21 protein-coding genes, 2 tRNA genes and 2 pseudogenes are annotated in these 26,533 nt (G+C 71.7%); 12 read left to right on the top strand and 13 right to left on the bottom strand.

Annotation, left to right across the window (positions count from 1 at the left end; all coding sequences use genetic code 11):
* Positions 1–4: 4 nt before the first annotated feature.
* Both hydA and DDP54_RS01400 read right to left on the bottom strand, forming a co-directional pair.
* Positions 5–1,422: pseudogene (hydA, locus tag DDP54_RS01395) on the bottom strand (dihydropyrimidinase).
* A gap of 31 nt (positions 1,423–1,453) precedes the next feature.
* Positions 1,454–2,302, bottom strand: coding sequence for a nitrilase-related carbon-nitrogen hydrolase (locus tag DDP54_RS01400; RefSeq protein ID WP_109132249.1), 849 nt, complete (start codon positions 2,300–2,302; stop codon positions 1,454–1,456).
* 232 nt (positions 2,303–2,534) lie between these two features.
* Between DDP54_RS01400 and DDP54_RS01405 the strand changes: the two genes are divergently transcribed.
* From DDP54_RS01405 to cofD, 5 genes are all read left to right on the top strand, one after another.
* Positions 2,535–3,884, top strand: a complete 1,350-nt coding sequence (locus tag DDP54_RS01405; RefSeq protein ID WP_109130249.1) for an aminotransferase class I/II-fold pyridoxal phosphate-dependent enzyme — start codon at positions 2,535–2,537, stop codon at positions 3,882–3,884.
* Positions 3,885–4,086: 202 nt separating this feature from the next.
* Positions 4,087–5,121: a putative F420-0 ABC transporter substrate-binding protein gene (locus DDP54_RS01410; RefSeq protein ID WP_109130250.1), complete on the top strand. Its 1,035-nt coding sequence runs from the start codon at positions 4,087–4,089 to the stop codon at positions 5,119–5,121.
* A gap of 16 nt (positions 5,122–5,137) precedes the next feature.
* Positions 5,138–6,166, top strand: a complete 1,029-nt coding sequence (locus DDP54_RS01415) for a putative F420-0 ABC transporter permease subunit (RefSeq protein ID WP_242448418.1) — start codon at positions 5,138–5,140, stop codon at positions 6,164–6,166.
* A complete protein-coding gene (locus tag DDP54_RS01420) occupies positions 6,157–6,987 on the top strand; it encodes an ATP-binding cassette domain-containing protein (RefSeq protein WP_109130251.1) in 831 nt (276 codons plus the stop codon). The genes DDP54_RS01415 and DDP54_RS01420 overlap by 10 nt, the downstream gene beginning before the upstream one ends.
* Positions 6,984–7,976: a 2-phospho-L-lactate transferase gene (cofD, locus tag DDP54_RS01425; RefSeq protein ID WP_109130252.1), complete on the top strand. Its 993-nt coding sequence runs from the start codon at positions 6,984–6,986 to the stop codon at positions 7,974–7,976. Before DDP54_RS01420 ends, cofD begins: the two co-directional genes overlap by 4 nt.
* Before the next feature lie 5 nt (positions 7,977–7,981).
* Here cofD and cofC read toward each other — a convergent pair whose 3' ends face one another.
* Genes cofC through DDP54_RS01440 form a run of 3 tightly spaced genes read right to left on the bottom strand, consistent with a single transcriptional unit; the run spans position 7,982 to position 10,547 of the window.
* A complete protein-coding gene (gene cofC / locus DDP54_RS01430; protein WP_197711277.1) occupies positions 7,982–8,698 on the bottom strand; it encodes a 2-phospho-L-lactate guanylyltransferase in 717 nt (238 codons plus the stop codon).
* Complete coding sequence (locus DDP54_RS01435) at positions 8,695–9,519, bottom strand: coenzyme F420-0:L-glutamate ligase (RefSeq protein WP_109130253.1); 825 nt, start codon at positions 9,517–9,519, stop codon at positions 8,695–8,697. Before DDP54_RS01435 ends, cofC begins: the two co-directional genes overlap by 4 nt.
* Entirely contained in the window at positions 9,516–10,547 is a 1,032-nt protein-coding gene (locus DDP54_RS01440; protein ID WP_277949573.1) for a TIGR03557 family F420-dependent LLM class oxidoreductase, read from the bottom strand. The genes DDP54_RS01435 and DDP54_RS01440 overlap by 4 nt, the downstream gene beginning before the upstream one ends.
* Before the next feature lie 140 nt (positions 10,548–10,687).
* Here DDP54_RS01440 and valS point away from each other — a divergent pair, with 140 nt between their 5' ends.
* From valS to DDP54_RS01465, 5 genes and pseudogenes are all read left to right on the top strand, one after another.
* Complete coding sequence (gene valS, locus DDP54_RS01445; RefSeq protein ID WP_109130254.1) at positions 10,688–13,378, top strand: valine--tRNA ligase; 2,691 nt, start codon at positions 10,688–10,690, stop codon at positions 13,376–13,378.
* A 47-nt stretch (positions 13,379–13,425) separates the two neighbouring features.
* Positions 13,426–14,253 carry a transporter substrate-binding domain-containing protein gene (locus DDP54_RS01450; RefSeq protein ID WP_109130255.1) on the top strand — a complete coding sequence of 276 codons (828 nt, stop codon included), beginning with the start codon at positions 13,426–13,428 and terminating at the stop codon, positions 14,251–14,253.
* A 1-nt stretch (position 14,254) separates the two neighbouring features.
* Positions 14,255–15,070 (top strand): annotated as a pseudogene (locus DDP54_RS18475) (amino acid ABC transporter permease); the annotation flags it as partial.
* 16 nt (positions 15,071–15,086) lie between these two features.
* Positions 15,087–15,890: an amino acid ABC transporter ATP-binding protein gene (locus DDP54_RS18480; RefSeq protein WP_109130256.1), complete on the top strand. Its 804-nt coding sequence runs from the start codon at positions 15,087–15,089 to the stop codon at positions 15,888–15,890.
* Between the two features lie 37 nt (positions 15,891–15,927).
* Positions 15,928–17,742 carry an AMP-dependent synthetase/ligase gene (locus tag DDP54_RS01465; RefSeq protein WP_109130257.1) on the top strand — a complete coding sequence of 605 codons (1,815 nt, stop codon included), beginning with the start codon at positions 15,928–15,930 and terminating at the stop codon, positions 17,740–17,742.
* Positions 17,743–17,805: 63 nt separating this feature from the next.
* On the opposite strand, the gene DDP54_RS01470 is transcribed toward DDP54_RS01465, so the two are convergent.
* From DDP54_RS01470 to DDP54_RS01500, 7 genes are all read right to left on the bottom strand, one after another.
* A complete protein-coding gene (locus DDP54_RS01470; RefSeq protein WP_109130258.1) occupies positions 17,806–19,002 on the bottom strand; it encodes a Vms1/Ankzf1 family peptidyl-tRNA hydrolase in 1,197 nt (398 codons plus the stop codon).
* A gap of 129 nt (positions 19,003–19,131) precedes the next feature.
* The gene (locus DDP54_RS01475; protein ID WP_109130259.1) at positions 19,132–19,467 is read right to left on the bottom strand and encodes a chorismate mutase; all 336 of its coding nucleotides are present in this window, start codon (positions 19,465–19,467) and stop codon (positions 19,132–19,134) included.
* Positions 19,464–20,753, bottom strand: a complete 1,290-nt coding sequence (gene clpX / locus DDP54_RS01480; protein ID WP_109130260.1) for an ATP-dependent Clp protease ATP-binding subunit ClpX — start codon at positions 20,751–20,753, stop codon at positions 19,464–19,466. The genes DDP54_RS01475 and clpX overlap by 4 nt, the downstream gene beginning before the upstream one ends.
* A 195-nt stretch (positions 20,754–20,948) precedes the next feature.
* Positions 20,949–21,656, bottom strand: coding sequence for an ATP-dependent Clp protease proteolytic subunit (locus tag DDP54_RS01485; RefSeq protein ID WP_109130261.1), 708 nt, complete (start codon positions 21,654–21,656; stop codon positions 20,949–20,951).
* A 43-nt stretch (positions 21,657–21,699) separates the two neighbouring features.
* A complete protein-coding gene (locus DDP54_RS01490; RefSeq protein WP_109130262.1) occupies positions 21,700–22,323 on the bottom strand; it encodes an ATP-dependent Clp protease proteolytic subunit in 624 nt (207 codons plus the stop codon).
* A 233-nt stretch (positions 22,324–22,556) separates the two neighbouring features.
* Positions 22,557–23,942 (bottom strand): trigger factor, encoded by a 1,386-nt coding sequence (tig, locus tag DDP54_RS01495; protein ID WP_109132253.1) that lies wholly within the window; start codon positions 23,940–23,942, stop codon positions 22,557–22,559.
* Between the two features lie 209 nt (positions 23,943–24,151).
* Positions 24,152–24,225: transfer RNA gene (locus DDP54_RS01500), tRNA-Pro, on the bottom strand.
* 77 nt (positions 24,226–24,302) lie between these two features.
* Between DDP54_RS01500 and DDP54_RS01505 the strand changes: the two genes are divergently transcribed.
* Positions 24,303–24,376, top strand: a tRNA-Gly gene (locus DDP54_RS01505).
* Positions 24,377–24,483: 107 nt separating this feature from the next.
* The gene (locus DDP54_RS01510) at positions 24,484–25,845 is read left to right on the top strand and encodes a site-specific integrase (protein ID WP_146192331.1); all 1,362 of its coding nucleotides are present in this window, start codon (positions 24,484–24,486) and stop codon (positions 25,843–25,845) included.
* Positions 25,846–26,128: 283 nt separating this feature from the next.
* On the opposite strand, the gene DDP54_RS01515 is transcribed toward DDP54_RS01510, so the two are convergent.
* Complete coding sequence (locus DDP54_RS01515) at positions 26,129–26,527, bottom strand: hypothetical protein (protein ID WP_146192332.1); 399 nt, start codon at positions 26,525–26,527, stop codon at positions 26,129–26,131.
* Positions 26,528–26,533 lie beyond the last annotated feature (6 nt).

Below are 26,533 nucleotides of genomic sequence, written 5' to 3' on the forward strand. Positions count from 1 at the left end.
CCGGTCAGATGAGGTACTGGGACAGCTCGCGCTTGATGTACCGGCCGTGACCGGCACGGCCGTGGAACGTCCCGTCGTCGACGACGACCGAGCCGCGCGAGAGGACGGTGTCGACGTGCCCGTCGATCTCGAAGCCCTCCCAGGCGGAGTAGTCCATGTTCATGTGGTGGGTCTTGCCGAGGCCGATCGACGTGTGCCCGTTCGGGTCGTACACGACGACGTCCGCGTCCGCCCCCGGGGCCAGCACGCCCTTGCGGCCGTACATCCCGAACATGCGGGCCGGGGTCGTCGAGCAGATCTCGACCCACCGCTCGAGCGTGATCTCGCCGGTGACGACGCCCTGGTAGAGCAGGTCGAGCCGGTGCTCGACCGACCCGATGCCGTTGGGGATCTTCGAGAAGTCGCCGACGCCCATCTGCTTCTGCGTCATGCAGAACGGGCAGTGGTCGGTCGAGACGAGCTGCAGGTCGTTGGTCCGCAGCGCGCGCCACATGTGGTCCTGGTGGTTCTCGGCCCGCGAGCGCAGTGGCGTCGAGCACACCCACTTGGCGCCCTCGAAGCCGGGCGCGCCGAGCTGCTCCTCGAGCGAGAGGTACAGGTACTGCGGGCACGTCTCGCCGAACACGTTCTGGCCCTCGTCGCGGGCCAGGGCGATCTGTCGTGCCGCCTGCTTCGCGGACACGTGCACGACGTACAGCGGCGCGCCCGTGAGGTTCGCGAGCATGATCGCGCGGTGCGTCGCCTCCTCCTCGGCCTGCCACGGCCGGGAGATGCCGTGGAAGTACGGGTCGGTGTCGCCGCGGGCCAACGACTGCTGCACGAGCAGGTCGATGACCGAGCCGTTCTCGGCGTGCATCATGATCATCGAGCCGTTGCCGGCGGCCTTCTGCATGGCCTTCACGATCTGCCCGTCGTCCGACAGGAACACGCCCTTGTAGGCCATGAACAGCTTGAAGCTGCTGACGCCCTCCGCGACGAGCTCGTCCATCGCCGTCAGCGACGAGTCCTGCACGTCCGACAAGATCTGGTGGAAGCCGTAGTCGATCGCGCACTTCCCTGCGGCCTTGTCGTGCCACAGCGCGTACTGGTCGAGCGGGTTCTCCCCGCGTACTGGACGACGAAGTCCACGATGGTCGTCGTGCCGCCCCACGCGGCTGCGGTGGTCCCGGTCTCGAACGTGTCGGACGCGAACGTCCCGCCGAACGGCATCTCCATGTGCGTGTGCGCGTCGATCCCGCCGGGGATCACGTACTTCCCGGTCGCATCGATGACGCGGTCGACGCCCGCGGCGAGGTCCGAGCCGAGCACCGTCGACCCGGGCGTGAGCAGCGCGACGATCTGCTCGCCGTCGATGAGCACGTCGGCGGCGCCGCGACCGGTCGCGTTGACGACTGTCCCGCCGGTGATGAGCGTGGTGGCCATCGGTTGTCCTCTCCGTGCGGTCGGGGGCAGGTCAGGGGGCGACGATCGGTCCGTACGCGTCGGGGCGGCGGTCCCGGAAGAACTGCCAGCGCTCGCGCACCTCGCGGATCTGGTCGAGGTCGAGGTCGCGCAGGAGGAGCTGGTTGTCGGTCGACGACCCGACCTCGCCGACGTAGTTGCCGTCGGGACCGACGGCGTACGACGAGCCGTAGAACGCGACCGCGTCGGCGCCGTACTCGTTGTCCTCGAGCCCGACCCGGTTGTTCGCCACGACGAAGTAGCCGTTGGCGACGGCGGCGGCCGGCTGCTCGATCTCCCAGAGCTTGTTCGAGATGCCGGGGGCGGTCGCGTTCGGGTTGAACACGATCTGGGCGCCGTTCAGCGCGAGGACCCGCCACCCCTCGGGGAAGTGCCGGTCGTAGCAGATGTTGATGCCGATCCGGCCGACCGCGGTCTCGAAGACCGGGTACCCGAGGTTGCCGGGGCGGAAGTAGAACTTCTCCCAGAACTTCGGCAGGTGCGGGATGTGGTGCTTGCGGTACTTGCCGAGGTACGAGCCGTCCGCGTCGATCACCGCCGCGGTGTTGTACAGGACGCCGGGCTGCTCCTCCTCGTACACGGGCAGGACGATGACGATGCCGAGCTCCTTGGCGAGCGCCGCGAACCGGTCGGTCGTCGGCCCGGGCACCTGCTCGGCGTAGTCGTAGTACTTCGAGTCCTGCGTGATGCCGAAGTACGGCCCGTAGAAGAGCTCCTGGAACGCGATGATCTGCGCACCCTGGGCGGCGGCCTCACGGGTCCAGGCCTCGTGGAGGGCGATCATCGACTCCTTGTCGCCCGTCCAGGTGGCCTGCGTGAATGCGACGCGTACGACGGTCATGGCTCCTCCGGTGATTCGATCTGCGCGGCCGGCGAACGGGTCCCGGTGCGCGAGGTGCGCCACCGGGGCGTCCTCGCCTGGAATGTGACTGTGGGGGTTGAACATTTCTGCGGCGTTTCCCTGCGTTTCCCTCGTGAGAACGCGTGTGTCCGGGCCGTAAACATCTGGACGAATGTCCGGCCCTGCCCCCCGATCGGTGCCACGGCGGGTCGGCGCGGGTGACGATGGGCTCATGGACCTGGCCACGCACGTCGAGGACCGCAGCCGACGCGGGATCGCCGCGGCCGTGTCCCGCCTCGTGCGGACCGGCCAGCTGCTCCCCGGGGACCGGCTGCCGACGGTCCGTGAGCTCGCGGCCGACCTCGCCGTCAGCCCGGCGACCGTGAGCGGTGCGTGGCAGGCGCTCGGCGCCGTCGGGCTCGTCGTCTCGCGGGGCCGCTCGGGCACGTTCGTCCTGCCCGAGCCGGCGGGCTGGCTGCCGCCCCGGTACCGGGACCTCGCCACGGGCGGCGCGGCGACGTGGCTCGACCTGTCGAGCGGCACGCCCGATCCCGCGCTGCTGCCCCCGCTCGGCCCGGCGCTCGGCCGGGTCGCGGCCCGCAGCCCCGCGGCGGACACCGGCACCTACCTGTCGGCCCCGCTCGTCGAGCCGCTCGAGAAGCTGCTGCGCGCCTCGTGGCCGTTCGCCCCACAACGGCTGACGGTCGTCGACGGCGCGGTCGACGCGCTGAGCCGGACGCTCGAGCAGGTCGCCCGCTTCGGCGACCGCGTCGCCGTCGAGGACCCCGGGTTCCCCCCGCTGTTCGACCTTCTCGACCACCTGGGCCTCGAGCGCGTGCCCGTGCAGCTCGACCGGCAGGGCATGCGCGCCGATGCCCTCGGGGCCGCGCTCGCGGCGGGTGCGAGGGTCGTCGTCCTGCAGCCGCGCGCCCACAACCCGACCGGCGTCTCCATGTCCCCGACCCGCACGCGTGAGCTCGCGGGGGTCGTCCGTCGGCACATGGCGGGCCCGACGAGCCCCGTGGTGCACGTCATCGAGGACGACCACTCGGGCGAGATCTCGTCCTCGCGCGACGTGAGCCTCGGCAGCTTCCTGGCCGACCGGGTCGTGCACGTGCGCTCCTACTCCAAGTCGCACGGCCCGGACCTGCGCATCGCCGCCGTCGGCGGACCGGCCGCGGTGCTCGACGGCCTCGTGGCGCGCCGGATGCTCGGTCCCGGGTGGACGAGCCGCCTGCTCCAGCACGTCCTGGTCGACCTCCTCACCGACGGCGATGCGCTCGACGCCGTCGCGTCGGCCCGGCGTGTGTACTTCGCGCGCAGGCGGGCGCTGTGCGAGGCCCTCGCCGCCCACGGGGTGACCATCGAGCCGGGCGACGGCCTCAACCTCTGGCTCCCGGTGCGCGACGAGCAGACGGCGCTCGTCCGGCTCGCGGCCGCCGGGATCCGCGCCGCTCCCGGGACGCCGTTCGTCGCGGGGCCGCCGGCCGACGACGGCGGTCACGTGCGCGTCACGGTCGGGCTCGTGCGGGACGAGTTCGACGCCGTCGCGCGCGTGCTCGCACTCGCGGCGGCCGACTGACCGGAGCGCCGCCGCTTGCCAGAACCCGTGGTCAGCGGCCTACTCTGTCCGGAGGAACCGGGTCGTCTCTGACCCGGCGGCGCCGCCCGGACGTGGGCGGCCGGTCCATGGTGCGCGACGTGCGCCCGACCCTCACTCCCTTCGTGCCGACGCAGCCATGAGGGTCATCAGTCGTTCACGTCCATCAGGAGCACCCGCACCCATGACGCCTCTGCCCGCTGCACACCGCCGCACGACGACGGCGACCGCCGCCCTGCTCCTGCTCGCCCTCGCCGGCTGCGCCTCGGGGTCGGTCGCGGGCTCCCCCGCCACGACTGCCGGCACCCCGGCCGCCTCGTCGCCGGCGACGGCGACGTTCAGCCCGACGACGCTCGACAACTGCGGCACGAAGGTGACCGTCAGCACGCCGCCGGAGCGGGTCGTCACCATCAAGTCGACGTCGACCGAGATGCTGCTCGCGCTCGGCCTCCAGGACCGGATCGTCGGGACCGCCTTCGCGGACGGGCCCGTCCCCACGCAGTACGCGAAGGCCGCCGCGGCGATCCCCGTGCTGTCGGACAAGGTGCCGGGCCAGGAGGCCCTGCTCACCTCGACGCCCGACTTCGTCTACGCCGGCTGGGAGTCGAACTTCTCGGCCGACGGCGCCGGCGACCGCGCGAGCCTCGCAGCTCTCCAGATCGGCACCTACGTGTCGCCCGCGGCGTGCAAGGAGCCCGGCTACCAGCCGTCTCCCCTGACGTTCGACGACGTGTTCGGCGAGATCCGTGAGGTCGCCGGGATCTTCGGTGTCCCCGACCGCGCCGAGACGCTGATCTCGGAGCAGCAGGATCAGCTCGCGGCGATCGAGAAGCCCGTGAAGGCGACGACCGCGCTCTGGTACAGCTCCGGCTCGGACACCCCGTACGTCGGGGCGGGGATCGGCGCACCGCAGATGATCATGGACGCCGCGGGGATCACCAACATCTTCGAGGGCGTGCGCGACACCTGGACGCCCGTGGGCTGGGAGCAGGTCGTGGCCGCCGACCCGGACGTCATCGTGCTCGTCGACGCGACGTGGAACACCGCGGCGAAGAAGATCGACCTCCTCGAGCAGAACCCCGCCACGAGTCAGCTCACGGCGGTCCGGGACCACCGCTACCTCACGGTGCCGTTCGCCTCGACGGAGGCCGGGGTCCGCAACGTCGACGCGGCCGTGAGCCTCGCCGAGCAGCTGGCTGCACTGAACTCCGCAGGCTGAGGTGCCGCCGGCCCCGATCGAGCGGCGGGGGTTCAGGCCGCCGCTGCGGCTCGTCCTGCCGGTGCTCGTCGTCGCGCTCGTGGCAACGGTGGTCGTCGCCGTGACCATCGGGCCTGCGGACATCGCCGCCGCGGACGTGCTCCGGGCGATCGGTCGGCACCTCGGGCTGTCGACGGCGAGCGTGCCCCGGTTGACCGACGCGATCGTGTGGGACCTGCGCCTGCCGCGCGTGCTCACCGCCGCGGCGGTGGGCGCCGGCCTCGCGCTCGGCGGCGCCGTCATGCAGAGCCTCACGCGCAACCCGCTCGCCGACCCGTACCTGCTCGGCCTGTCGTCCGGCGCGTCGCTCGGTGCGGTCGCCGTGCTCATCGTCGGGATCGGCCTCCTCCTGCCGGTCGCGGCGTTCGCGGGTGCGCTGCTGGCGCTCGTCGCGACGCTGACGCTCGCGCGCACCGGCGGGGTGCTGACCCCGGGCCGCGCCGTCCTCGCGGGGCTGGCGATCTCGCAGCTCTGCGCGGCCGGGACGTCGTTCGTGATCTTCTGGACCGCGACCGGCGACTCCTACCGCGAGATCCTCAGCTGGCTCATGGGCTCGCTCGCGGGGACGACGTGGCAGTCCGTGGCGATCGCGGGCGGGGCGCTGACGGTCGTCGGCGCGGTGCTGCTCGCCCAGGGGGGAAAGCTGGACGCGTTCGCGTTCGGTGACACCGCGGCAGCCGCGCTCGGCATCGACGTCGAACGACTCCGGTGGGGACTGATGACCCTGGTCGCGCTGCTCACCGGCGCTCTCGTGGCCGTGAGCGGTGCGATCGGGTTCGTCGGGCTGATCCTTCCGCACGCCGTCTCGGTCGTGACCGGCCCGGCGCACCGCCGCCTTCTGCCGGTCGTCGCGCTCGTCGGCGCCGTCTTCCTCGTGTGGGCCGACACCGCCGCACGGACGGTCTTCGACCCGCGCGAGCTTCCCGTCGGGATCGTGACGGCGCTCATCGGCGTCCCCGTGTTCGCGTTCCTGCTGCGCCGCGGACGAGGTGCGGCGTGGAGCTGACGATCAGCGGGCTGCGCACCCGGCTCGGCGGTCGCTGGGTCGTCGACGGCATCGATGCGACCCCGCCCGCGGGTCGCCTCACCGGGCTGCTCGGTCCGAACGGCGCCGGGAAGACGACCCTGCTGCGGCTGGTCGCCGGGCTGCTCGACCCCGAGGAGGGCGCGGTGCTGGTGAACGCGGGGCCCGACGACACCGCGCCGACCGCCCCGGTCCACCGGCTCGCCCGCACCGCCCGTGCGCGGCGCATCGCCCTGCTCGAGCAGGAGTCGGCGAGCTCGGTCCCCCTCAGCGTCTCGGAGGTCGTCGCGCTCGGCCGCATCCCGTACCGGACCCGGTGGGGCACCGACCCCGACGGCACGCACGCGACGGTCGTGCTGCGCTCGCTCCGGAGCGCGGGCGCCGACCACCTCGCCGACCGCGCCTGGTCGACCCTCTCGGGTGGTGAGCGGCAGCGCGTCCTCATCGCCCGAGCACTCGCGCAGGAGCCCGAGCTGCTGCTGCTCGACGAGCCGACGAACCACCTGGACATCAGCGCGCAGCTGCACCTGCTGACCTTCGTGCGGGACCTCGGGATCACGACCGTCGCCGCCCTGCACGACCTCAACCTCGCGGCGGCGTTCTGCGAGCACGTGCTCGTGCTGGCCGACGGCCGGCTCGCGGCGGCCGGGCACCCGCGCGACGTCCTGACCCCCCAGCTCCTGCGCGACGTCTACGGGGTCGAGGCCGACGTGCTGGTGCACCCGCGCACGGGCCGCCCGGTGATCGCCTTCCAGGAGCACGACGATCAGCACGGCCGAGCACCCGGGACGGGGTCGAGATGAAGGTCACGGTCCTCGCCGGCGGCGTCGGCGGCGCGCGCTTCACGCGTGGGCTGCGTCATCTGCTCGCCCAGCGGCTGCCCGATGGCGCGGGCGGCACGACCGCCGAGATCACGGTCGTCGTCAACACCGGCGACGACATGTGGCTGCACGGCGTTCGCGTGTGCCCCGACCTCGACACGGTCATGTACACGCTCGGAGGCGCCGTCCACGAGGACCAGGGCTGGGGTCGCCGCGACGAGAGCCGGCGCGTGTCCGACGACCTGGCCGCGTACGACGTCGGGTGGGACTGGTTCACGCTCGGCGACCTCGACCTCGCGACCCACCTCGCCCGCACCCAGCTGCTGCGCGCCGGGCTCCCGCTCTCCGAGGTCACCGCGCGGCTGTGCGAGCGCTGGCACCCGGGCGCCCGCCTGCTGCCGATGAGCGACCAGGAGGTCGAGACGCACGTCGTCGTCGCCGGGGACCACGGCGACGAACGGCTCCTGCACTTCGAGGAGTGGTGGGTCCGGCACCGCGCCGCGCTGCCGGCCCTCCGGTTCGAGCAGGTCGGTCTGGCCGGTGCCACCCCTGCCCCCGGAGTGCTCGACGCCATCGCCGGGGCGGACGTCGTCGTGCTCCCGCCGTCGAACCCCGTCGTGTCGGTCGGGACGATCCTCGCGATCCCGGGGGTGCGCGCCGCCGTCGCCTCGACGTCGGCCGCCGTCGTGGGCGTCTCCCCCATCGTCGGCGGAGCACCCGTGCGGGGCATGGCCGACGCGTGCCTGCTCGCGATCGGGGTCGAGACCAGCGCCGCCGCGGTCGCGCGGCGCTACGGCCCGCGGTCGGCGGGCGGGCTGCTCGACGCGTGGCTCGTCGACGAGGTGGACGCGGACGTGGTCGACGGCCTCGTCGCCGACGGGTTCCGCGCCGGTGCGGCCTCGACCCTCATGACGGACGTGCCGACGACGGCGCGCATCGCCGCCGACGCCCTCGCTCTCGTGGGGCTCTGAGCCGACTACCCGGCCAGCTCCGCCGGGCCGAGCTCGTCGAGCACCGCGCACGTGCGGGGTCCCGGTCCGAGCACGCGCACGGCCCGCAGGTCCTCGCGCACGTCGACGTCGCGACGCACGGTCGATCCCGGCGGGACGTCGAGCCGCACGTGACCCCGGTCGGTGTGGGCGCGGGCCGATCCCGGACCGAAGCACGGGTCCACGTCGGCGCCGGGCAGCGCCAGGAGGAGCGTCGTCCCGGTGCCGTCCGCGTCCGGGACGAACGAGCGGGGGTGCGCGGTGGCCGCGTCGAGGACCGCCGCGAGGTCGCCAGGACGCAGGGCCGGGAGGTCGCCGAGCAGGACTCCGACACCGCTTCCCGGGTCCAGGGCCCGCGCCCGCGCGAGCCCTGCCCGGACCGCGGCGTCGAGACCGCGCGGCTGCGTCTCGGCGACGACGTCGACGTCCGCACCGACCGTGGCGGGCGCAAGCCGTGCCACCTCGGGGTCACCCGTGACGACGACGAGCCGGTCGACCTGTGCGGTCGCCGCGGCGGCGGCGAGGGTGTCCGCAGCCATGGCGCGCACGAGCGCGATGCGGCCCGGGTCATCCAGGTGCTCCGCGAGGCGCGTCTTGCCGAGGCGCGCATCCTTGACCGGCACGACGAGCGTCCACCGCACGGCCGCCGCGCGGTCGCTCGTCACCGCGGGGCCGACCGCCGGGCCCACCGCAGGTCTCGTCACGGCGCCGAGGGGCCGGCGTCGGTCGCGCCGTCGGTCGCGTCCTTCCAGCCCTGCGCGTAGGCCTCGGCGCTGCCGGACGCGAACATGTCGTCCGGGCCGACCCGGACGAGCGAGCGCGCACCGGGTCCGTCGTCGTCGGTCACGAGGTGCGCGAGGCCACGCACGACCGCGACGGGGCGTCCCGTGGCCTTGCCCTTGACGAGCTCGGCCGCCGCCGCGACCTCGTCGGCGACGGCCGCCATGCTGGCCTGGAGCGTGCGGCCGAACGTGTCCACCGTGCCGCGCAGGTCGTCGATCACCAGGAGGCCCGCCGCACCGATCGTGATGTCGGTCTGCCCGAGGCGCCACGGGCGTCCGGCGGTGTCGGTGACGACCACCGCGAGATGCACACCGAACCGCTCCTGCAGGCCCGCCCGCAGCGTCCGGGCCGACGCGTCCGGGTCGATCGGCAGCAGCAGCACCGTGCCGTCGGCCGTGTTGCTCGCGTCCACCCCGGCGGCGGCCATCACGAGGCCGAGCCGGTTCTCGACGATGCGGGTGATGCCGCCCGCGTGCTCCCGGGTGGCGACCACCCGGACCGTCTCGTCGGTGATGGCCTGCTCGCGGTCGACCGCGGCGACGACCCGCCCCTCGGCCTTGGAGACGATCTTGCTCGTGACGACCACGATGTCACCGTCGGCCAGGCGCTGCCCGGGGGCGGCGGCCTCGAAGAGCGCGCCGAGCAGCATCACGAGGTCGTCCCCCGGGCGGACCTCGGCGAGCCCGTCGGGCGCCCACGCGCGCATCTCGGCGCTCGCCCCGGAGCCGGGTGCCGCGCTCATCGCACGAGCCCGGGCAGGACGTCGCGGCCGAACACGTCGATCCACTCCCGCTGGTTGCGGCCGACGTTGTGCAGGTAGATCCGGTCGAAGCCGAGGTCGGCGAAGCGCTGGATCTCCGCCCGGTGCACGTCGGGGTCCGCGGAGACCACGAGCCGTCCCGCGAAGTCCTCCGGCCGCACGAGCCGGGCCATCTGCTCGAAGTCGAACGGCGACCGGATGTCCGCCTTGGGGAAGCGCATGCCCCCGTTCGGCCACTCGGTCAGGGCGTTGGCCATCGCCTCCTCGTCGGTGGGCGCCCATGACAGGTGCAGCTGGAGCACCTTCGGCAGCGTGGCGGGGTCACGACCGGACTCCCGGGCGCCCTCGTCGAACCGCTGGAACAGCCCGGCGATCTTCTCGAGCGGCGCGCCGACCGTGATGAGCCCGTCGGCGACGCGCCCGGCGCGCTTGGCTGTGACGGGCCCGGCGGTCGCGATCAGGACCTCGGGCGCGACCTCCGGCATGGTCCACAACCGGGTGGACTCCAGCTTGTAGTACGTCCCGGCGTGCTTGACGTCCCGTCCGGCGACCGAGGCGTGGAACAGCTTCTTGATGAGCTCGACCGCCTCGAACATGCGGTTGATGCGCTCGGGCGCCTCGGGCCAGTACGGCGCGACGACGTGCTCGTTGAGCGCCTCCCCCGACCCGATGCCGAGCCAGTGCCGCCCCGGGTACATGGCCGCGAGGGTCGCCGAGGCCTGCGCGACCATCGCGGGGTGCCAGCGGAACGTCGGGGCGGTCACGCCGGGACCGATGTCGCCGCGGGTGCGCTCCCCGAGGGCCGCGAGCACGTTCCAGACGAACGCCGACTGGCCCTGCGCCGGGACCCACGGCTGGAAGTGGTCCGCAGCCATGACGCCAGAGAACCCGCGCGACTCGGCATGCACCGCGAGCTCGATCGCCTCGGTCGGGTGGAACTGCTCGAGCATCGCCGCGTACCCGATCGACAGCCCTCGCTCCCCCGCAGCCTGTTCCTGGCCCACCGCCACCGTCACCGTCTCCCGCTCGTCGAGCCCCTCGTGCGAAACCGCCTCGACGAGCCTAGCCAGTCCTCGTTTCGCGCAGGTTCCGGTGGCCGGCGTCACATGCCTGCGCGGACCCGCACCAGCATCTGGGAAGATGGCTGACCATGAGCGCCTTGAACCCCGAGCAGCCCCCGACCGGCCCGACCATCCCGAGCACGACGGCGGAGCAGGTACCGGACAAGGTCTCGCTCGACGGTCTCGAGACGCGCTGGGACGCCGCCTGGGCGGACCGTGGCACGTACGCGTTCGACCGGACCCGCACGCGCGAGCAGGTGTACTCGATCGACACCCCGCCGCCGACCGTCTCGGGCTCGCTGCACGTCGGGCACGTGTTCTCCTACACGCACACCGACGTCGTCGCGCGGTTCCAGCGCATGCGCGGCCTCGAGGTCTTCTACCCGATGGGGTGGGACGACAACGGCCTGCCGACCGAGCGCCGCGTGCAGAACTACTACGGGGTGCGCTGCGACCCGTCGCTGCCGTACACCGAGGGGTTCACGCCGCCGTTCGAGGGCGCCGACGGCAAGAGCGTCCGCGCCGCCGACCAGCTGCCGATCAGCCGCCGGAACTTCGTCGAGCTCTGCGTGCGGCTCAGCGCCGAGGACGAGCAGCAGTTCGAGGCGCTGTGGCGCCACCTCGGCCTGAGCGTCGACTGGTCGCACAACTACCAGACCATCGGCCGCGACGCCCAGACGGTCGCCCAGACCGCGTTCGTGCGGAACCTCGCACGTGGCGAGGCGTACACGGCCGAGGCACCCGGGCTGTGGGACGTGACGTTCCAGACGGCCGTCGCGCAGGCAGAGCTCGAGGCGCGCGACTACCCCGGGGCGTTCCACAAGGTCGCGTTCCACCGTCCCGACGGCTCCCCGGTGTACATCGAGACGACCAGGCCCGAGCTGCTGCCGGCCGTCGTCGCGCTCATCGCGCACCCCGACGACGAGCGCTACCAGCACCTGTTCGGCACGACGGTGACCTCGCCCCTGTTCGGCGTCGAGATCCCGGTGCTCGCGCACACGATGGCCGAGCCCGAGAAGGGCGCCGGCATCGCGATGTGCTGCACGTTCGGCGACCTGACCGACGTCCAGTGGTGGCGCGAGCTGCAGCTGCCGACGCGGTCGGTCCTCACCCGCGACGGCCGCCTGACCCGCGAGACCCCGGACTGGATCACGTCGGCCGCGGGCACGGCCGTGTTCGTCCAGCTCGCGGGCAAGACGACGTTCTCCGCGCGGACGATCGTCGTGGACGCGCTGCGTGAGGCGGGCGACCTGGACGGCGAGCCGGTCGCGACCCAGCGCAAGGCCAACTTCTACGAGAAGGGTGACAAGCCCCTCGAGATCGTCACGAGCCGCCAGTGGTACATCCGCAACGGCGGGCGCGACGCCGAGCTGCGCGACACGCTCCTCGCGCGCGGCGACGAGCTGAAGTTCCACCCGGACTTCATGGCCGTCCGCTACCAGAACTGGGTCGGTGGCCTCAACGGCGACTGGCTGATCTCGCGCCAGCGCTTCTTCGGTGTGCCGATCCCGGTCTGGTACCCGCTCGACGCCGACGGCGAGCCGCGCTACGACGCGCCGATCGCCCCGCCCGAGCAGGACCTGCCGATCGACCCGTCCGCCGACGTCCCGGCCGGGTACACGCCCGACCAGCGCGGCGTTCCCGGTGGGTTCGTGGGCGACCCCGACATCATGGACACCTGGGCGACGAGCTCGCTGACGCCGCAGATCGCCGGCGGGTGGCTCGCGGACCCGGACCTGTTCGCACGCGTCTTCCCGATGAACCTGCGTCCGCAGGGCCAGGACATCATCCGCACGTGGCTGTTCTCGACGGTCGTGCGCTCGCACCTCGAGCACGGCAGCCTGCCGTGGTCCGACGCCGCGATCTCGGGCTGGATCCTCGACCCGGACCGCAAGAAGATGAGCAAGTCCAAGGGCAACGTCGTCACGCCGATGGGCCTGCTCGAGGAGCACGGCTCCGACGCGGTGCGGTACTGGGCGGCGTCGGCCCGGCTCGGGACGGATGCGGCGTTCGAGATCGGGCAGATGAAGATCGGCCGCCGGCTCGCGATCAAGGTGCTCAACGCGAGCAAGTTCGTCCTCGCGTTCGGGGCGCCCGACGAGCGCGCCGCGCTGCTCGACGCCGGCCTCGTGACGGTCGCGCTCGACCGCGCGATGCTCGCAGGCCTCGCCGACGTCGTCGACCGCGCGACGGCCGCGCTCGAGCAGTACGACCACACGCGCGCGCTCGAGCTGACCGAGACCTTCTTCTGGGCCTTCTGCGACGACTACCTCGAGCTGGTCAAGGACCGCGCGTACGCGGGCGGCGCCGTCGAGTCCGACGTCTCGGCCGACACGGCCTCCGCGCGCGCCGCGCTCGGCATCGCGCTCGACACCCTGCTGCGACTGTTCGCACCGGTGCTGCCGTTCGCGACGGAGGAGGTCTGGTCGTGGTGGCGCGAGGGCTCGGTGCACCGCGCCGCATGGCCGACGTCGGAGCCGCTGCGCGCCGCCGCAGGCGACGCCGACCCGGTCGTCGTCACGGCCGCGGGCTCGGCGCTCGCCGCCTTGCGCAAGGTGAAGTCCGAGGCCAAGGTGTCGATGCGGACCGAGATCGCCGCGGTCACCCTGGTCGTCCCGGCGGCGCTGCGGGCCGGCATCGAGGTCGCGCTCGACGACGTGCGGGCGGCGGGCCGGGTCACCGGGACGCTGACGATCGAGACCGCCGAGGTCGAGTCCGTGGCCGCCCGCGACGCCGAGCTGCTCCCCGCGGAGCCGAAGCCCTCCAACTTGAATATCTAGTGTCCCGAGTGCATACTCATGCAGCCACCTTTGAGAGGACTGCCGTCATGAAGACCGCCCTGCGTCTGATCCCCCTCGGCCTCGCGGCCGCCCTTGCGCTGACCGGATGCGCGTCGTCGAGCAGCCCCGCGGCGAGCACGGCTGCCACCGAGGGCAGCTCGGCAGCGAGCACTGCCGCGACGGCCGACGTCACCCTCGTCGACCCCGGCAAGCTCACCGTGTGCACCAACCCGCCGTACGAGCCGTTCGAGTTCAGCGACGCGTCGGGCAACATCGTCGGGCTCGACATCGACATCGTCGGTGAGGTCGCCAAGGACCTCGGCGTCGAGCTCGTGACGACAGTGACGCCGTTCGAGGGCATCCAGTCGGGCGCGAACCTCGACACCGGCTCGTGCGACGTCGTGGCGTCGGGCATCACGATCACCCCGGACCGTCAGGCCAAGATCGACTTCTCCGACCCGTACTTCAACGCCGACCAGGGCCTGCTCGTCGCCGAGGGCTCCGACCTCAAGGACATCGCGTCCCTCAAGGGGAAGAACATCGCCGTCCAGCAGGCGACCACGGGCGAGACCTGGGCCAAGGACAACGGCCTCGAGGCCGTCACGTTCGAGGACCTGGGCCTGCAGATCCAGGCCCTGAAGACCGGTCAGGTCGACGCGGTGGTCAACGACATCGCGGTGCTCGGCCCGTTCGTCAGCCAGGGCTTCAAGGTCGCGGCCAACTTCTCGACGGGTGAGCAGTACGGCCTCGGCGTGAAGAAGGGGAACACCGCGCTGGTCACCGCGATCAACACGACCCTCGCGCGCATCCACGCGGACGGCACCTACGACGCGATCTACACCGCGCGCATCGGCACCGCTCCCACGGGCAGCTGACATGGCCGTGACGGACGACGAGTCGCTGGCGCTGGCTCCCCGCACCGGCCGGAGCCCGCGTCAGCGCGCCCGGACGGCGCGCGGCATCCAGTACGCGGTGCTGCTCGTCGCCCTCGCCGCGGTCGGCGCGGTGACCGACTGGTCACGCATCGGGACGTCGTTCTTCAACCCGACGGCGGCCGCGCAGATCAGCCACCAGCTGCCGACGGGCATCCGGAACACGGTGCTGTACACGCTCGCGGCGTTCGCGGTCGGTCTCAGCCTCGGCACGCTGCTCGCGCTGATGAAGCTCTCGTCGGTGCGCCCGTACCGGTGGATCGCGACGACCTACATCGAGTTCTTCCGCGGCATCCCCGCACTGCTCGTCGTCGTCGCGTTCGGCTTCGCGGTGCCCATCGCGTTCGGGGTGAACATCGGGTCCCTGCTCGTGAAGATCGCGCTGGCGCTCGGACTGGTCTCGGCGGCCTACATCGCCGAGACGCTCCGGGCCGGGATCCAGGCTGTTCCCCGCGGCCAGATCGAGGCGGCCCGGTCGCTCGGCATGTCGCACGCCCGCACGATGATGACCGTCGTCATCCCGCAGGCGTTCCGCATCGTGCTCCCGCCGATGACGAACGAGTTCATCCTGCTGACCAAGGACACCTCGCTCGTGTTCCTTCTCGGCCTCAAGGCGCCACAGTTCGATCTCACCTACATCGGCCGTGATGCCCTCAACAAGGCCACGGGCGGACTGACCGGCCTGTTCGTCGTCGGCGCCGCGTACCTGATCATCACCATCCCGCTCGGGTTCCTCGCCCGCTGGCTCGAGCGCCGCAGCGGAGGGGCCACCGCCCATGAGCACCAGCCCCACGGCCGGCCAGGGCGGCGCGCCCGTCGTCGACATCCGCGGCCTGCACAAGTCGTTCGGCGAGCGCGAGGTGCTGCGTGGCATCGACCTGCAGGTCGCACCGGGCGAGGTCGTCTGCATCATCGGCCCCTCGGGCTCCGGCAAGTCCACGCTGCTGCGCTGCGTCAACCTCCTCGAGCAGCCGACGGCGGGCACGGTCCGCGTCCTCGGCACCGACGTCACCGACCCCGACGTGGACATCGACCACGTCCGGACGCACGTCGGCATGGTGTTCCAGCAGTTCAACCTGTTCACGCACCGCACGGTCCTCGACAACTGCACGCTCGCCCAGCGCAACGTGCTGAAGCGCTCGAAGGCCGAGGCCGAGCGGGTCGCGATGGCCAACCTCACGCTCGTCGGGCTCGCCGACCGGGCCGGCGCCCACCCCGCGCAGCTCTCGGGCGGCATGCAGCAGCGGGTCGCCATCGCGCGCGCGCTGAGCATGGACCCGCACCTCATGCTCTTCGACGAGCCGACGTCGGCCCTCGACCCCGAGCTCGTCGGCGACGTCCTGGCCGTCATGCGCGACCTGGCCGAGGCCGGCATGACGATGCTCGTCGTCACCCACGAGATGGCGTTCGCCCGTGAGGTCGGCGACCGCGTGGTGTTCATGGACGACGGCCAGGTCGTCGAGATGGGGCCCGCCGAGCAGGTCATCTCCTCGCCGCGCGAGGAGCGCACCCGCACGTTCCTCCAGCGGGTCGTCGACCCGACGCACGCCGCTGCAGCGCGAGGCACAACCGCCGACTAGTGTCGACGTGCCCGACCCCCGCTGACCTGGAGCACCGATGCGCGAGATCACGTCCCCGAGCCTCGTCGACGCCGACCCGGCCTGGAGCATCCCGGGACTGCTCGCCAAGCGGGTGGCCCGCAGCCGGCACGGGACGGTGATCGAGCGTTCGTCGGGTCTCGGCGGCACCTGGACGCCCGTCACCGCGGCCGCCTTCGCGGCTGAGGTGGCGGCGGTGGCCAAGGGGCTCGTCGCGCACGGGATCGCACCCGGCGACCACGTCTCGATCATGTCGCACACGCGCTACGAGTGGACCGTCGCCGACTTCGCGATCTGGGCCGCGGGCGCCATCAGCGTGCCGGTCTACGAGACGTCGTCGTCCGACCAGGTGCGCTGGATCCTGTCCGACTCCGACGTGCGGCTCGCGATCGTCGAGACCGCCGCCCACGCTGCCGTCGTCGAGAACGCCCGCGCTGAGCTGCCGGGCCTCGGCGAGGTCGTCGTCATCGACGAGGGGGGTATCGCGGCGCTTGTCGCCCACGGCGCCGACGTCCCGGACGCCGAGATCGAGCGCCGCAGCACGCAGCTCGGCGCTGACGACGTCGCCACCATCATCTACACGTCGGGCACGACGGGTCGCCCGAAGGGCGTCGTGCTGACGCATGGCAACTTCGTGGCGCTCACGCTCAACGGCACCCTGGGCCTCGCCGAGGTCTGCGCGCAGCCGGACTCGCGCACGCTGCTGTTCATGCCGCTCGCCCACGTCTTCGCGCGGTACATCGAGGTGCTGTGCATCCCGTCCGGCGCCGTGCTGGGCCACACCCCTGACACGCGCAACCTGCTCGCGGACCTCGAGACCTTCAAGCCCACGTTCATCCTCGCCGTGCCCCGGGTCTTCGAGAAGGTCTACAACTCTGCCGAGCAGAAGGCCGGCGCGGGCGCGACGCTGCGGATCTTCCGGTGGTCGGCCAAGGTCGCGATCACGTACTCGCGCGCTCTCGAGACGGCCAGCGGTCCCGGACTGGTGCTCAAGGCCCAGCACGCCGTTGCCGACGCGCTCGTGCACCGCAAGCTGCGCGCCGCGCTCGGTGGCAAGGCGAAGTACGCGATCTCGGGCGGCGCCCCCCTCGGTGAGCGGCTCGGCCACTTCTACCGCGGCATCGGCCTGCAGGTCCTCGAGGGATACGGGCTGACGGAGTCGACGTCGGCGACCTCGGTCAACCGGCCCGAGTCCGTCAAGATCGGCACCGTCGGCCCGCCGTTCCCCGGTACGTCGATGCGGATCGAGGACGACGGCGAGATCTCGATCGCCGGGCCGCACATCTTCCGCGGGTACCACAACAACCCGGAGGCGACGGCCGAGTCGCTCGTCGACGGCTGGTTCCACACCGGTGACCTCGGGTCGTTCGACGAGGCAGGCAACCTGCGCATCACCGGTCGCCTCAAGGAGATCATCGTGACCGCGGGCGGCAAGAACGTCGCACCCGCCGTTCTCGAGGACCGGCTCCGGGGCCACCCCATCGTGAGTCAGGTCGTCGTCGTCGGCGACGCCCGTCCCTTCATCGGCGCTCTCGTCACGCTCGACGCCGAGCTGCTGCCCGGCTGGCTGTCGGCGCACGGCCAGCCCCCGATGGAGCCGGCTGCCGCGGCCACGAACCCCGTCGTGCTCGCCGCGCTCGACCGAGCCGTGGCTCGCGCCAACGAGGCGGTCTCGCGCGCGGAGTCGATCCGCAAGATCCACGTCCTGCCGACCGACTTCAGCGAGGCGAACGGGTACCTCACGCCGTCGCTCAAGGTGAAGCGCGCCCAGGTGCTGAAGGACTTCGCGGCGGAGATCGACGCGCTCTACGTCGACACCCGCACGGGCGACTGACAACCAGCAGCATCGAATCGAGCGCGCCACCGGGGTCCGGGGTGGCGCGCTCGGTCCGCGAGCTCAGATGCCGTTGCGCAGCCGGGACCTGTCGGCCGACTGGCTGAGCACGGACTCCCGCGGCGTGGAGCCGTCGCTCCACCGCAGCAGCGCGCCGACCCCGTCGACGAGGTCGACGGCGCCGTCCTCGGCGAACGTCAGGCCCGCATCCTGACCGAGTGCGGCGCGCACGAGCGCGATGTCGGCACGCAGGGTCCGCGCGCCCTCCTCGACGCCCATCGCCTCGAGATCGGCCTTGGTGAGAGCGACCTGAAGGGGCTCAGGCCCGACCCACAGCTCACGCTCGCCCAACGGGGACGACGCGCCCGCGACCGACTCCTCCAGGACCAGTTCGCGCACCTGGCCGCGCCGCAGCACCTCGACCACGTCGCCCAGCTCGGTCACAGCGGACCCGCCGCGACCCTGCTGCGTCCGGAACAGGCCGAGGACCAGCTCGCGCCGTCGCTTGCGGTGGTCGAGCAGCGCCTGGGAGACCCGCGCAGCGAACACGTCCTGCTTGATGCCGTCGGCGCGTGAGCCACCTGGGACCTCGACGAGCATCTCTCGCACGCGCTGGCCGACGGCGTCCTGCACGAGCGCGACCGCCCGCACGTCACCCGTCAGCAGCACGAGCTCGGGATGGCGCCGTTCGACGACCCGGTCGAGCTCAGCGGCGACCACCTGCGCGTTGCGCTCCCAGGAGTCCTCCGCGCGGGTCGCGAGCCTGCGCTGCGACGTGCCGCCGTCGTTCGTCTTGTGCAGCACGTCGTGCCCACCCTCGACCGACTCCATCGGCGCAGCGCCCAGGCCCCAACCCTCCGACCAGGTCAGGTCGGCGCCGAGACGGTCGACCTCGACGAGGAGGTACCGCGTGGACTCGTCGGCGGCGCGCGCGGCCGGCAGCAGCGCCGGCGCAGGTCCGCAGACGGCCAGTGCCTGCGCCGGTGGTTCCGCGAGCACCCGGTCGACCCGGACTCCCTCCGCGTCGGCGATCAGGACCCGCCCGTGCGACCCTGCGACGCGGGCGGGGCGTGCCGCACGGTCGCCGATCTCGTCCAGGACGGCCGCGGGGGCCCCCTGGTGCTCGAGCTCGCGTCGGACCGCCTTCCAGCGGTCCGAGGCCTCGGACGACCCGGCGGCCTCAGCGGGGGTGGCGTCGAGATAGACGGTCGTGAAGGGGGCAGGGCGGCCGAGCAGGGGCTTGAGCCAGTTCAGATCCATGGGCAACGTCTCCGGAGTCGATCCCAAACCCGGCCGTGCCCTCTGCGGCACTCCACTCCGGGTGCTGACCCCACCTACCCTCCGCCACGTAAGCGTCCGGCGCCACTCCCGGCGCGCACCCTCACCCGGTCAGGCGCCCGGGGCCGCCGGACCGTTCGCGAGGGCCTCGTGGTGACGGATGACCTCTTCGACGATGAAGGCCAGGAACTTCTCGGCGAACACGGGGTCGAGGTCGGCCTCGTGGGCGAGCTCACGCAGGCGCGCGACCTGCTGCGCCTCCCGCCCGAGGTCGGAGGCAGGCAGCCCTCGGGCCGCCTTCAGGACCCCGACCTGCTGCGTGGCCTTGAACCGCTCCGCGAGCAGGTACACGAGCGCAGCGTCGATGTTGTCGATGCTCCCCCGCAGCCGCACGAGCTCAGCGGGCAGCGGCCCCTGCGAGCCGACGTCGTCTGGAGCCGCGGTCACGCGCTCTTCTCGCGCTCGGTCCGCTTGGGTCCCTGGATCTCGCGCGGGACCAGGGTGGGGTTCACGTTCTCGAGCACGACACCGCGGGTGATGACGACCCGGCCGACGTCGTCCCGGCTCGGGATCTCGAACATGACCTGCTGGAGGACCTCTTCCATGATCGCCCGCAGACCGCGTGCCCCGGTGCCGCGCAGCAACGCCTGGTCGGCGATCGCCGCGATCGCGTCCTCGCTGAACTCCAGCTCGACGCCGTCGATCTGGAACATCCGCTGGTACTGCTTGACGAGCGCGTTGCGCGGCTCGGTGAGGATGCGGACGAGAGCGTCGCGGTCGAGCGGCGAGACCGTGGTGATGACCGGGACACGCCCGATGAACTCCGGGATGAGCCCGAACTTGAGCAGGTCCTCGGGCATGACCTCGCCGAACACGTCGACGTCGTCCACGGAGTGGAGGGACGCGCCGAACCCGATGCCGCGGCGGCCTGCCCGCGAGGTGATGATCTCGTCGAGACCCGCGAACGCACCGGCGACGATGAACAGGACGTTCGTCGTGTCGATCTGGATGAACTCCTGGTGCGGGTGCTTGCGGCCGCCCTGCGGCGGGACCGAGGCGGTCGTGCCCTCGAGGATCTTCAGGAGCGCCTGCTGCACGCCCTCGCCCGAGACGTCGCGCGTGATCGACGGGTTCTCGCTCTTGCGGGCGATCTTGTCGACCTCGTCGATGTAGATGATGCCCGTCTCGGCCTTCTTGACGTCGTAGTCAGCGGCCTGGATGAGCTTGAGGAGGATGTTCTCGACGTCCTCGCCGACGTAGCCGGCCTCGGTGAGTGCGGTGGCGTCGGCGATCGCGAACGGCACGTTGAGCATCTTGGCGAGGGTCTGCGCGAGGTACGTCTTGCCGCAGCCCGTGGGGCCGATCAGCAGGATGTTCGACTTCGCGATCTCGATCGGGTCGTCACCGCCGATGCCACTGCCCGACCGGCCGAGCTCGCCGGCCTGGATCCGCTTGTAGTGGTTGTACACCGCGACCGCGAGGGTCCGCTTGGCCGGTTCCTGGCCGATGATGTACTGCTCGAGGAACGCGAAGATCTCCTTGGGCTTCGGCAGGTCGACCATGGCGGTCTCGGTCGACTCGGCGAGCTCTTCCTCGATGATCTCGTTGCACAGGTCGATGCACTCGTCGCAGATGTAGACCCCTGGGCCCGCGATGAGCTTCTTGACCTGCTTCTGGGACTTCCCGCAGAACGAGCACTTGAGGAGATCGGCTCCGTCCCCGATGCGAGCCACGTGCGTCCCCTTCCCTCGTGTCGCTCTCCGTCCGGCTGGGCGGCGCGTCGTCCTGCTCCGACGGGGCGCGGCCTCACCGGTCGCCCCCGTGCTCCCCCCATTGCACACCACCCACGCCGACATGTCAGCCTGCGGGCCCCCGGGAGACCGGCGTGTCCCTGCCGGGCCCGCGTGACGGGCCCGGCAGGTCGAGCTTCAGACCGGCTGGACGACGACCGGCACGACGCCCTTGCGCGACGCGAGAACCTGGTCGACGAGGCCGTACTCGAGGGCCTCGGCCGCCGTGAGGATCTTGTCGCGCTCGATGTCCAGACGCACCTGGTCGACCGTGCGGCCCGAGTGCTTCGCCAGGGTCTCCTCGAGCCACTCGCGCATGCGGATGAGCTCGTTGGCCTGGATCTCGATGTCGGAGGCCTGCGCGTAGCCGCCGCCCTCCATCGCGGGCTGGTGGATCAGGATCCGGGCATTCGGCAGCGCGAGGCGCTTGCCGGGGCTGCCCGCACCCAGCAGCACCGCGGCGGCCGAGGCGGCCTGACCGAGGCACACCGTCTGGATCTGCGGCTTGATGTACTGCATGGTGTCGTAGATCGCCGTCATGGCGGTGAACGAGCCACCCGGGGAGTTGATGTACAGGATGATGTCGCGGTCCGGGTCCGTGCTCTCGAGCACGAGCAGCTGGGCCATGACGTCATCCGCTGACGCGTCGTCGACCTGGACACCGAGGAAGATGATGCGGTCCTCGAACAGCTTGGTGTAGGGGTCCTGACGCTTGAAGCCGTAGGCCGTGCGCTCCTCGAACTGGGGCAGCACGTAGCGGCCGTTCGGTGAGGTGGGGGCCAGGCCGGATGCGCCCGGACCACCCAGGCGCCCGGCACGGGCGTAGAACTGCGACTCGATGCTCATGGGGTTCTCCTCGAACTCTCGCGGGGGACGGTCGGCGCGCCGGTCAGGACGCCGTCGTCCCACCGCCGCCGGAGACAGACCCGGCATGGGTGACGACGTGGTCGACGAAGCCGTACTCGAGCGCCTCAGGCGCCGTGAACCAGCGGTCGCGGTCCGAGTCGGCGGTGATCTGCTCGACCGTCTTGCCGGTCTGGCCGGCGATGAGCTCGGCGAGCAGCGACTTCATGTGCAGGATCAGCTGGGCATTGATCCGCACGTCGGTCGCGGTCCCACCGATGCCGCCCGAGGGCTGGTGCATCATGACCCGAGCGTGGGGCGTGGCGTAGCGCTTGCCCTTGGTGCCCGAGGAGAGCAGGAACTGGCCCATCGAGGCCGCCATGCCGATCGCGACGGTCGCCACGTCCGGCTGGATGTACTTCATGGTGTCGTAGATCGCCATGCCGGCTGTGATCGAGCCGCCGGGCGAGTTGATGTACAGGAAGATGTCCTTGTTCGGGTCCTCGGCCGCGAGAAGCATCATCTGGGCGCAGATGGCGTTCGCGTTCTCGTCGCGGACCTCCGAGCCCAGCCAGATGATCCGCTCGCGCAGCAACCGGTTGTAGATGTGGTCGTTGAGGCCGAATCCAGGCGAGTCCGCCCGGGCGATCGCCGGTGTCTGGTCGTTCACGAAGGCTCCTTCGTCTGACTGCGTCCGCGACCGGAATTCCGGTGCGGACCCTGCATGTTCAGTGACCCTAACGCGATGGGCCCGCCCCGAACGTCCCTCGTCGGGGCGTTTTCGCTGTCGGCGCACACACCCCGGGGCAGGTCAGCGCCCCGTGCCTGGAGCGGCACCGGACCCTCGACGCCGAGGGCCCCGCACCGGGTGCGGTGCGGGGCCCTCGGGGCAGGACGTCCAGGTCAGGCCGTGGGCTCCGACGCTGCCGGCTGCTCGTCGTCGAAGATGATGTCCGACTCGTCGTCGCGCGTCTCGCCGAGCGCCTCGATGGCGTCCTCCGCGTCCGTCCCGATGAACTCGGACAGGTCGACGACGTTGCCGGCGCCGTCCTTGACCTCGATCTTGCGCAGCGCCACCGCGAGCGCCTTCGAGCGGGCGACCTCGGCGACCATCGCCGGGATCTGCCCCTGCTGGTCGACCGTCTGGATGAACGTGTTCGGGTCCATGCCGTACTGGCGCGACGCGCTCACGAGGTAGTCGAGCAGCTCGTTCTGGTTGACCTTGATCTCGAGGTTCTCCGCGAGCGTGTCGAGCAGGATCTGGTTGCGCAGCGCCGTCGTGGCCTGCTCGCCGACCTCGACGCGGTGCTCGTCGTCCTCGAGACGACCCTCGGACTCGAGGTGACGCGTCACCTCGGCCTCGACGACGCCCTGCGGGACCGGGATCTCGGTCGCGGCGATGAGCTGCTCGAGGAGCTGGTCGCGCGCCTGGACGGCCTGGTTGGAGGCCTTGATGCGCGCGACCTGCTCGCGCAGGTCCGCAGTCAGCTCCTCGAGCGTGTCGAACTCGCTCGCGAGCTGGGCGAAGTCGTCGTCGGCCGTGGGGAGCTCGCGCTCCTTGACCGTCGTCGCGGTGATCGAGACCTGCGCCTGCTCGCCGGCGTGCTCGCCGCCCGCGAGGGCCGTCTCGAACGTCGTGGTCTCGCCGGCCGACAGGCCCGTCACGGCCTCGTCGAGGCCCTCGAGCAGGTTGCCGGAGCCGACGCGGTAGCTCGTGCCGCTGACCGAGTCGACGGTCTCCCCGTCGATCGTCGCCTCGAGGTCGAGCACGACGAAGTCGCCCTCGGCAGCGGGCCGGTCGACGCCGACGAGCGTGCCGAAGCGCTCACGCAACGCGTCGAGGCGCTCGGTGACGTCCTCGTCGGTGACCTCGACGTCGTCGACCGTGATCGCGATCGCGTCGAGCGACGGGACCGTGATCTCGGGGCGGACCTCGACCTCGGCGGTGAAGTGGAGCTCGCCCTCGACACCCGTCGGGGTGCCCTCGAGCGCGGGGATCTTCGTGACCTCGACCGCGGGCTGACCCATCGGCCGCAGCTTGTTGTCGCGGACGGCCTCGGCGTAGAAGCCCGAGAGCCCCTCGTTGACCGCGTGCTCGATGACCGCGACGCGGCCGACGCGCTGGTCGATGATGCGGGGCGGGATCTTGCCCTTGCGGAAGCCGGGCACGGTGACCTGCTCGGCGATGTGCTGGTACGCGTGGTCGATGCTCGGCTTGAGCTCGTCGTACGGCACCTCGACGGTCAGCTTGACCTTGGTGGCGTCCAGGGTCTCGACGGCGCTCTTCACTTCAGTGGTCTCCAACTGCTCGGGGCGGGCGCCGGCGACTCCGGCGACATCCGTGGCGTGCTGCGCGAGCCGTGCCCGGTCCCGAGGTCCGACGGAGACCCGACGGGGTGAGGCGACACGCGTCACGCGACCCTCGATGCTACGTCACGGCACGGCGACGCCCCAAAGCCACGGGCGCGTCACATGGCCGAGGGCGAGGTACTGATCGGTCGGGATGGCGGGATTCGAACCCACGACCTTCCGCTCCCAAAGCGGACGCGCTACCAACCTGCGCCACATCCCGTGCGCGACGAGTGTAGTGGGACGGGCGACGCCGGTGACCCGGTAACCTAGGTGCGCTGGACGGCGCGAGCCGGCCGTGCGGGTGTAGCTCAATGGTAGAGCCCCAGTCTTCCAAACTGGCTACGGGAGTTCGATTCTCCTCACCCGCTCCAACGTTTCCGCAGGTCAGAGACCTGCGACGACCGTGTCAGACCCCCGCTGGACCCTTGTCGCAGGCCCGTCGTGCCATAACGTGCCATAAGCGCCCGGAGGTCCCGCCGTGACTGACCGCACCTCGCACCGCCGCGCAAGCGGCGCCATCCGTCGTCTGCCGTCCGGAAGGTGGCAGGCCAGGTACACGGGACCCGACGGCGCGATGCGCACCATCGGCACCTTCGCGACCAAGTCCGAGGCCGACCAGGCGCTCGCCCACGAGGTCTCCACGATGGCCCGCGGGGCCTGGCACGACCCACGCTTGGGCGAGCAGCCGCTGGGCGAGTGGTTCCGCGGCTGGATTGCGACGCGCACCGACATCGCCGAGTCGACTCGGGCTCTGTACGAGCAGGTGCTGACCACCTGGATCGACGCGCCCGTCCCCGTGACCGCGGCCTCTGGGCGGGCAACGGCCGTCCATCTGGGGATCCGGACGCTGGCATCGCTGACGCCCGCCGCGGTACGCGAGTGGAACCACGCGGTGACGGCCGAGTCGACGCGGCGGGTGACCGAGCGGTGGGAACGCAGCGGCAAGCACGACACTCGCATGAACGCGGCGATCCGGGCGTGGGCGGCGGTGTCGGGTGCGCCGTTGGCCCCCACCGGCCGGATCCCCGGGTGGGCGCGGGACGGGTGGGTCGCCGCGACCGGCGGTGCATCGGTACCCGAGCGCCCGTTGCGGCGCAACGCCGGCCAGACAGCCGCGACGCAGGCCTACCGGCTGCTGCACGCCGGGATGGCGCAGGCCGTCGCGGACGACCTGATCGCTGCGAACCCGTGCGCGATCAAGGGTGCCGGGCAGCGGGACGCTCATGACCGCGCAGACCGGCGCACCGTCAGCTTCGAGGAGATGTGGGCGCTGGCCGACGGTATGCCCGAGCGGTACCGGGCGTCCGTGATCCTCGCGGTCTGCAGCGGCTTGCGCGCGGGGGAACTGTTCGCCCTCCAGCGCAAGCACGTCGACCTCGCCGCCGGCGTCGTGCGGGTCGAGCAGTCCCTGGCGCTCGGACGAACCGGCCAGGACTGGTTCAGCGCGCCCAAGACCCGGGCCGGGAAGCGGACCGTGGTGCTACCCAAGGTCGCCGTGGCCGCGCTGCGTGAGCACATGTCGCGCTTCACTCCCCCGGGCCGCGATGCGTTGCTCTTCGGGACACAGAACGGGACGCCGTTGTCGAGCGGCCAGCGAACGACGATGTTCGCCAGAGCGCGCGGCGCGATCGGGCGCGAAGACCTCACGTGGCACGACCAGCGCCACTCGGCGCTCACTCTGGTGGCGTCCACGGGCGCGACCCTCCCCGAGCTGATGGAGCGCGCGGGCCACGCGAGCCCACGCGCCGCCATCCACTACCAGCACGCCGTCGACGACTCCCAGCGCAGGATCGCCGCGCGACTCGATGAGGTGCTCATCGAGCGACCGCGAACGGCGTGACGTGCGAGTGCCTCGGTTCGGACGACGACGCGGAGCTGCGAGAGACTCACGCCTTCCGCCGGGCCGCCAGGTGAGCGCGGACGTCGGCGGTCCCGATTACAGCCTCCGAGTTGGCGCGCATCGCGTCGCAGGCCGCGGCGACATCGCCCAGAGACCCGGCGTCGGTAACGCAACGTCGACTGGCCCGCCGACTTGGTCGTCAGCGGGCCAGCAAACATCGCCCACCTCAGCCGAGACGCAAGACGGAGCACCTGTGCTCAGTCGGTGCGAGGCGAAGGCTGCCCTACTGTGCCGAGATCAGCCACAACTGCCGACCGGCACACGCCACCGGCAATTCAGCCGCAAGTGTGGACGCGGACTCTTCCGAGAGCGTGCCACCGCCGAACTGCACGTGCTCTCCGAGCCGATACTTGGTGCCCTGGACAACGAGAGCGTCACCGTCCCAGTGGACCCCGAGCGGGAAGACCGGGACGTACTCGACGTCCTTGGCCATGTCGATGCCATCACCGCGGACCACGACACAGCCATCGACACGCTCCAGGGTGCCAGCCAACAGCGCAGCGAGCCCGCCTGGCCCGCCTCCCGAGGCGTCATACACGGCAACGTCGGTCGGAGCAGGCGCCGGTGTCGAGCCGCCGCACCCTGCCGTCAGCGCTAGCACCATCATGCCAACGACAGCCATCCGCGC

Source organism: Cellulomonas sp. WB94 (assembly GCF_003115775.1).
Lineage (GTDB): Bacteria > Actinomycetota > Actinomycetes > Actinomycetales > Cellulomonadaceae > Cellulomonas_A.

Excerpts from the sequence above, each read along its gene's own strand:
- DDP54_RS01465 (WP_109130257.1), top strand. The coding sequence starts at position 15,928 with ATGCGCGAGATCACGTCCCCGAGCCTCGTCGACGCCGACCCGGCCTGG.
- valS (WP_109130254.1), top strand. The coding sequence starts at position 10,688 with ATGAGCGCCTTGAACCCCGAGCAGCCCCCGACCGGCCCGACCATCCCG.
- DDP54_RS01485 (WP_109130261.1), bottom strand. The coding sequence starts at position 21,656 with ATGAGCATCGAGTCGCAGTTCTACGCCCGTGCCGGGCGCCTGGGTGGT.
- DDP54_RS01450 (WP_109130255.1), top strand. The coding sequence starts at position 13,426 with ATGAAGACCGCCCTGCGTCTGATCCCCCTCGGCCTCGCGGCCGCCCTT.
- DDP54_RS01515 (WP_146192332.1), bottom strand. The coding sequence starts at position 26,527 with ATGGCTGTCGTTGGCATGATGGTGCTAGCGCTGACGGCAGGGTGCGGC.
- DDP54_RS18480 (WP_109130256.1), top strand. The coding sequence starts at position 15,087 with ATGAGCACCAGCCCCACGGCCGGCCAGGGCGGCGCGCCCGTCGTCGAC.
- DDP54_RS01405 (WP_109130249.1), top strand. The coding sequence starts at position 2,535 with ATGGACCTGGCCACGCACGTCGAGGACCGCAGCCGACGCGGGATCGCC.
- cofD (WP_109130252.1), top strand. The coding sequence starts at position 6,984 with ATGAAGGTCACGGTCCTCGCCGGCGGCGTCGGCGGCGCGCGCTTCACG.
- DDP54_RS01400 (WP_109132249.1), bottom strand. The coding sequence starts at position 2,302 with ATGACCGTCGTACGCGTCGCATTCACGCAGGCCACCTGGACGGGCGAC.
- DDP54_RS01435 (WP_109130253.1), bottom strand. The coding sequence starts at position 9,519 with ATGAGCGCGGCACCCGGCTCCGGGGCGAGCGCCGAGATGCGCGCGTGG.
- DDP54_RS01470 (WP_109130258.1), bottom strand. The coding sequence starts at position 19,002 with ATGGATCTGAACTGGCTCAAGCCCCTGCTCGGCCGCCCTGCCCCCTTC.
- DDP54_RS01410 (WP_109130250.1), top strand. The coding sequence starts at position 4,087 with ATGACGCCTCTGCCCGCTGCACACCGCCGCACGACGACGGCGACCGCC.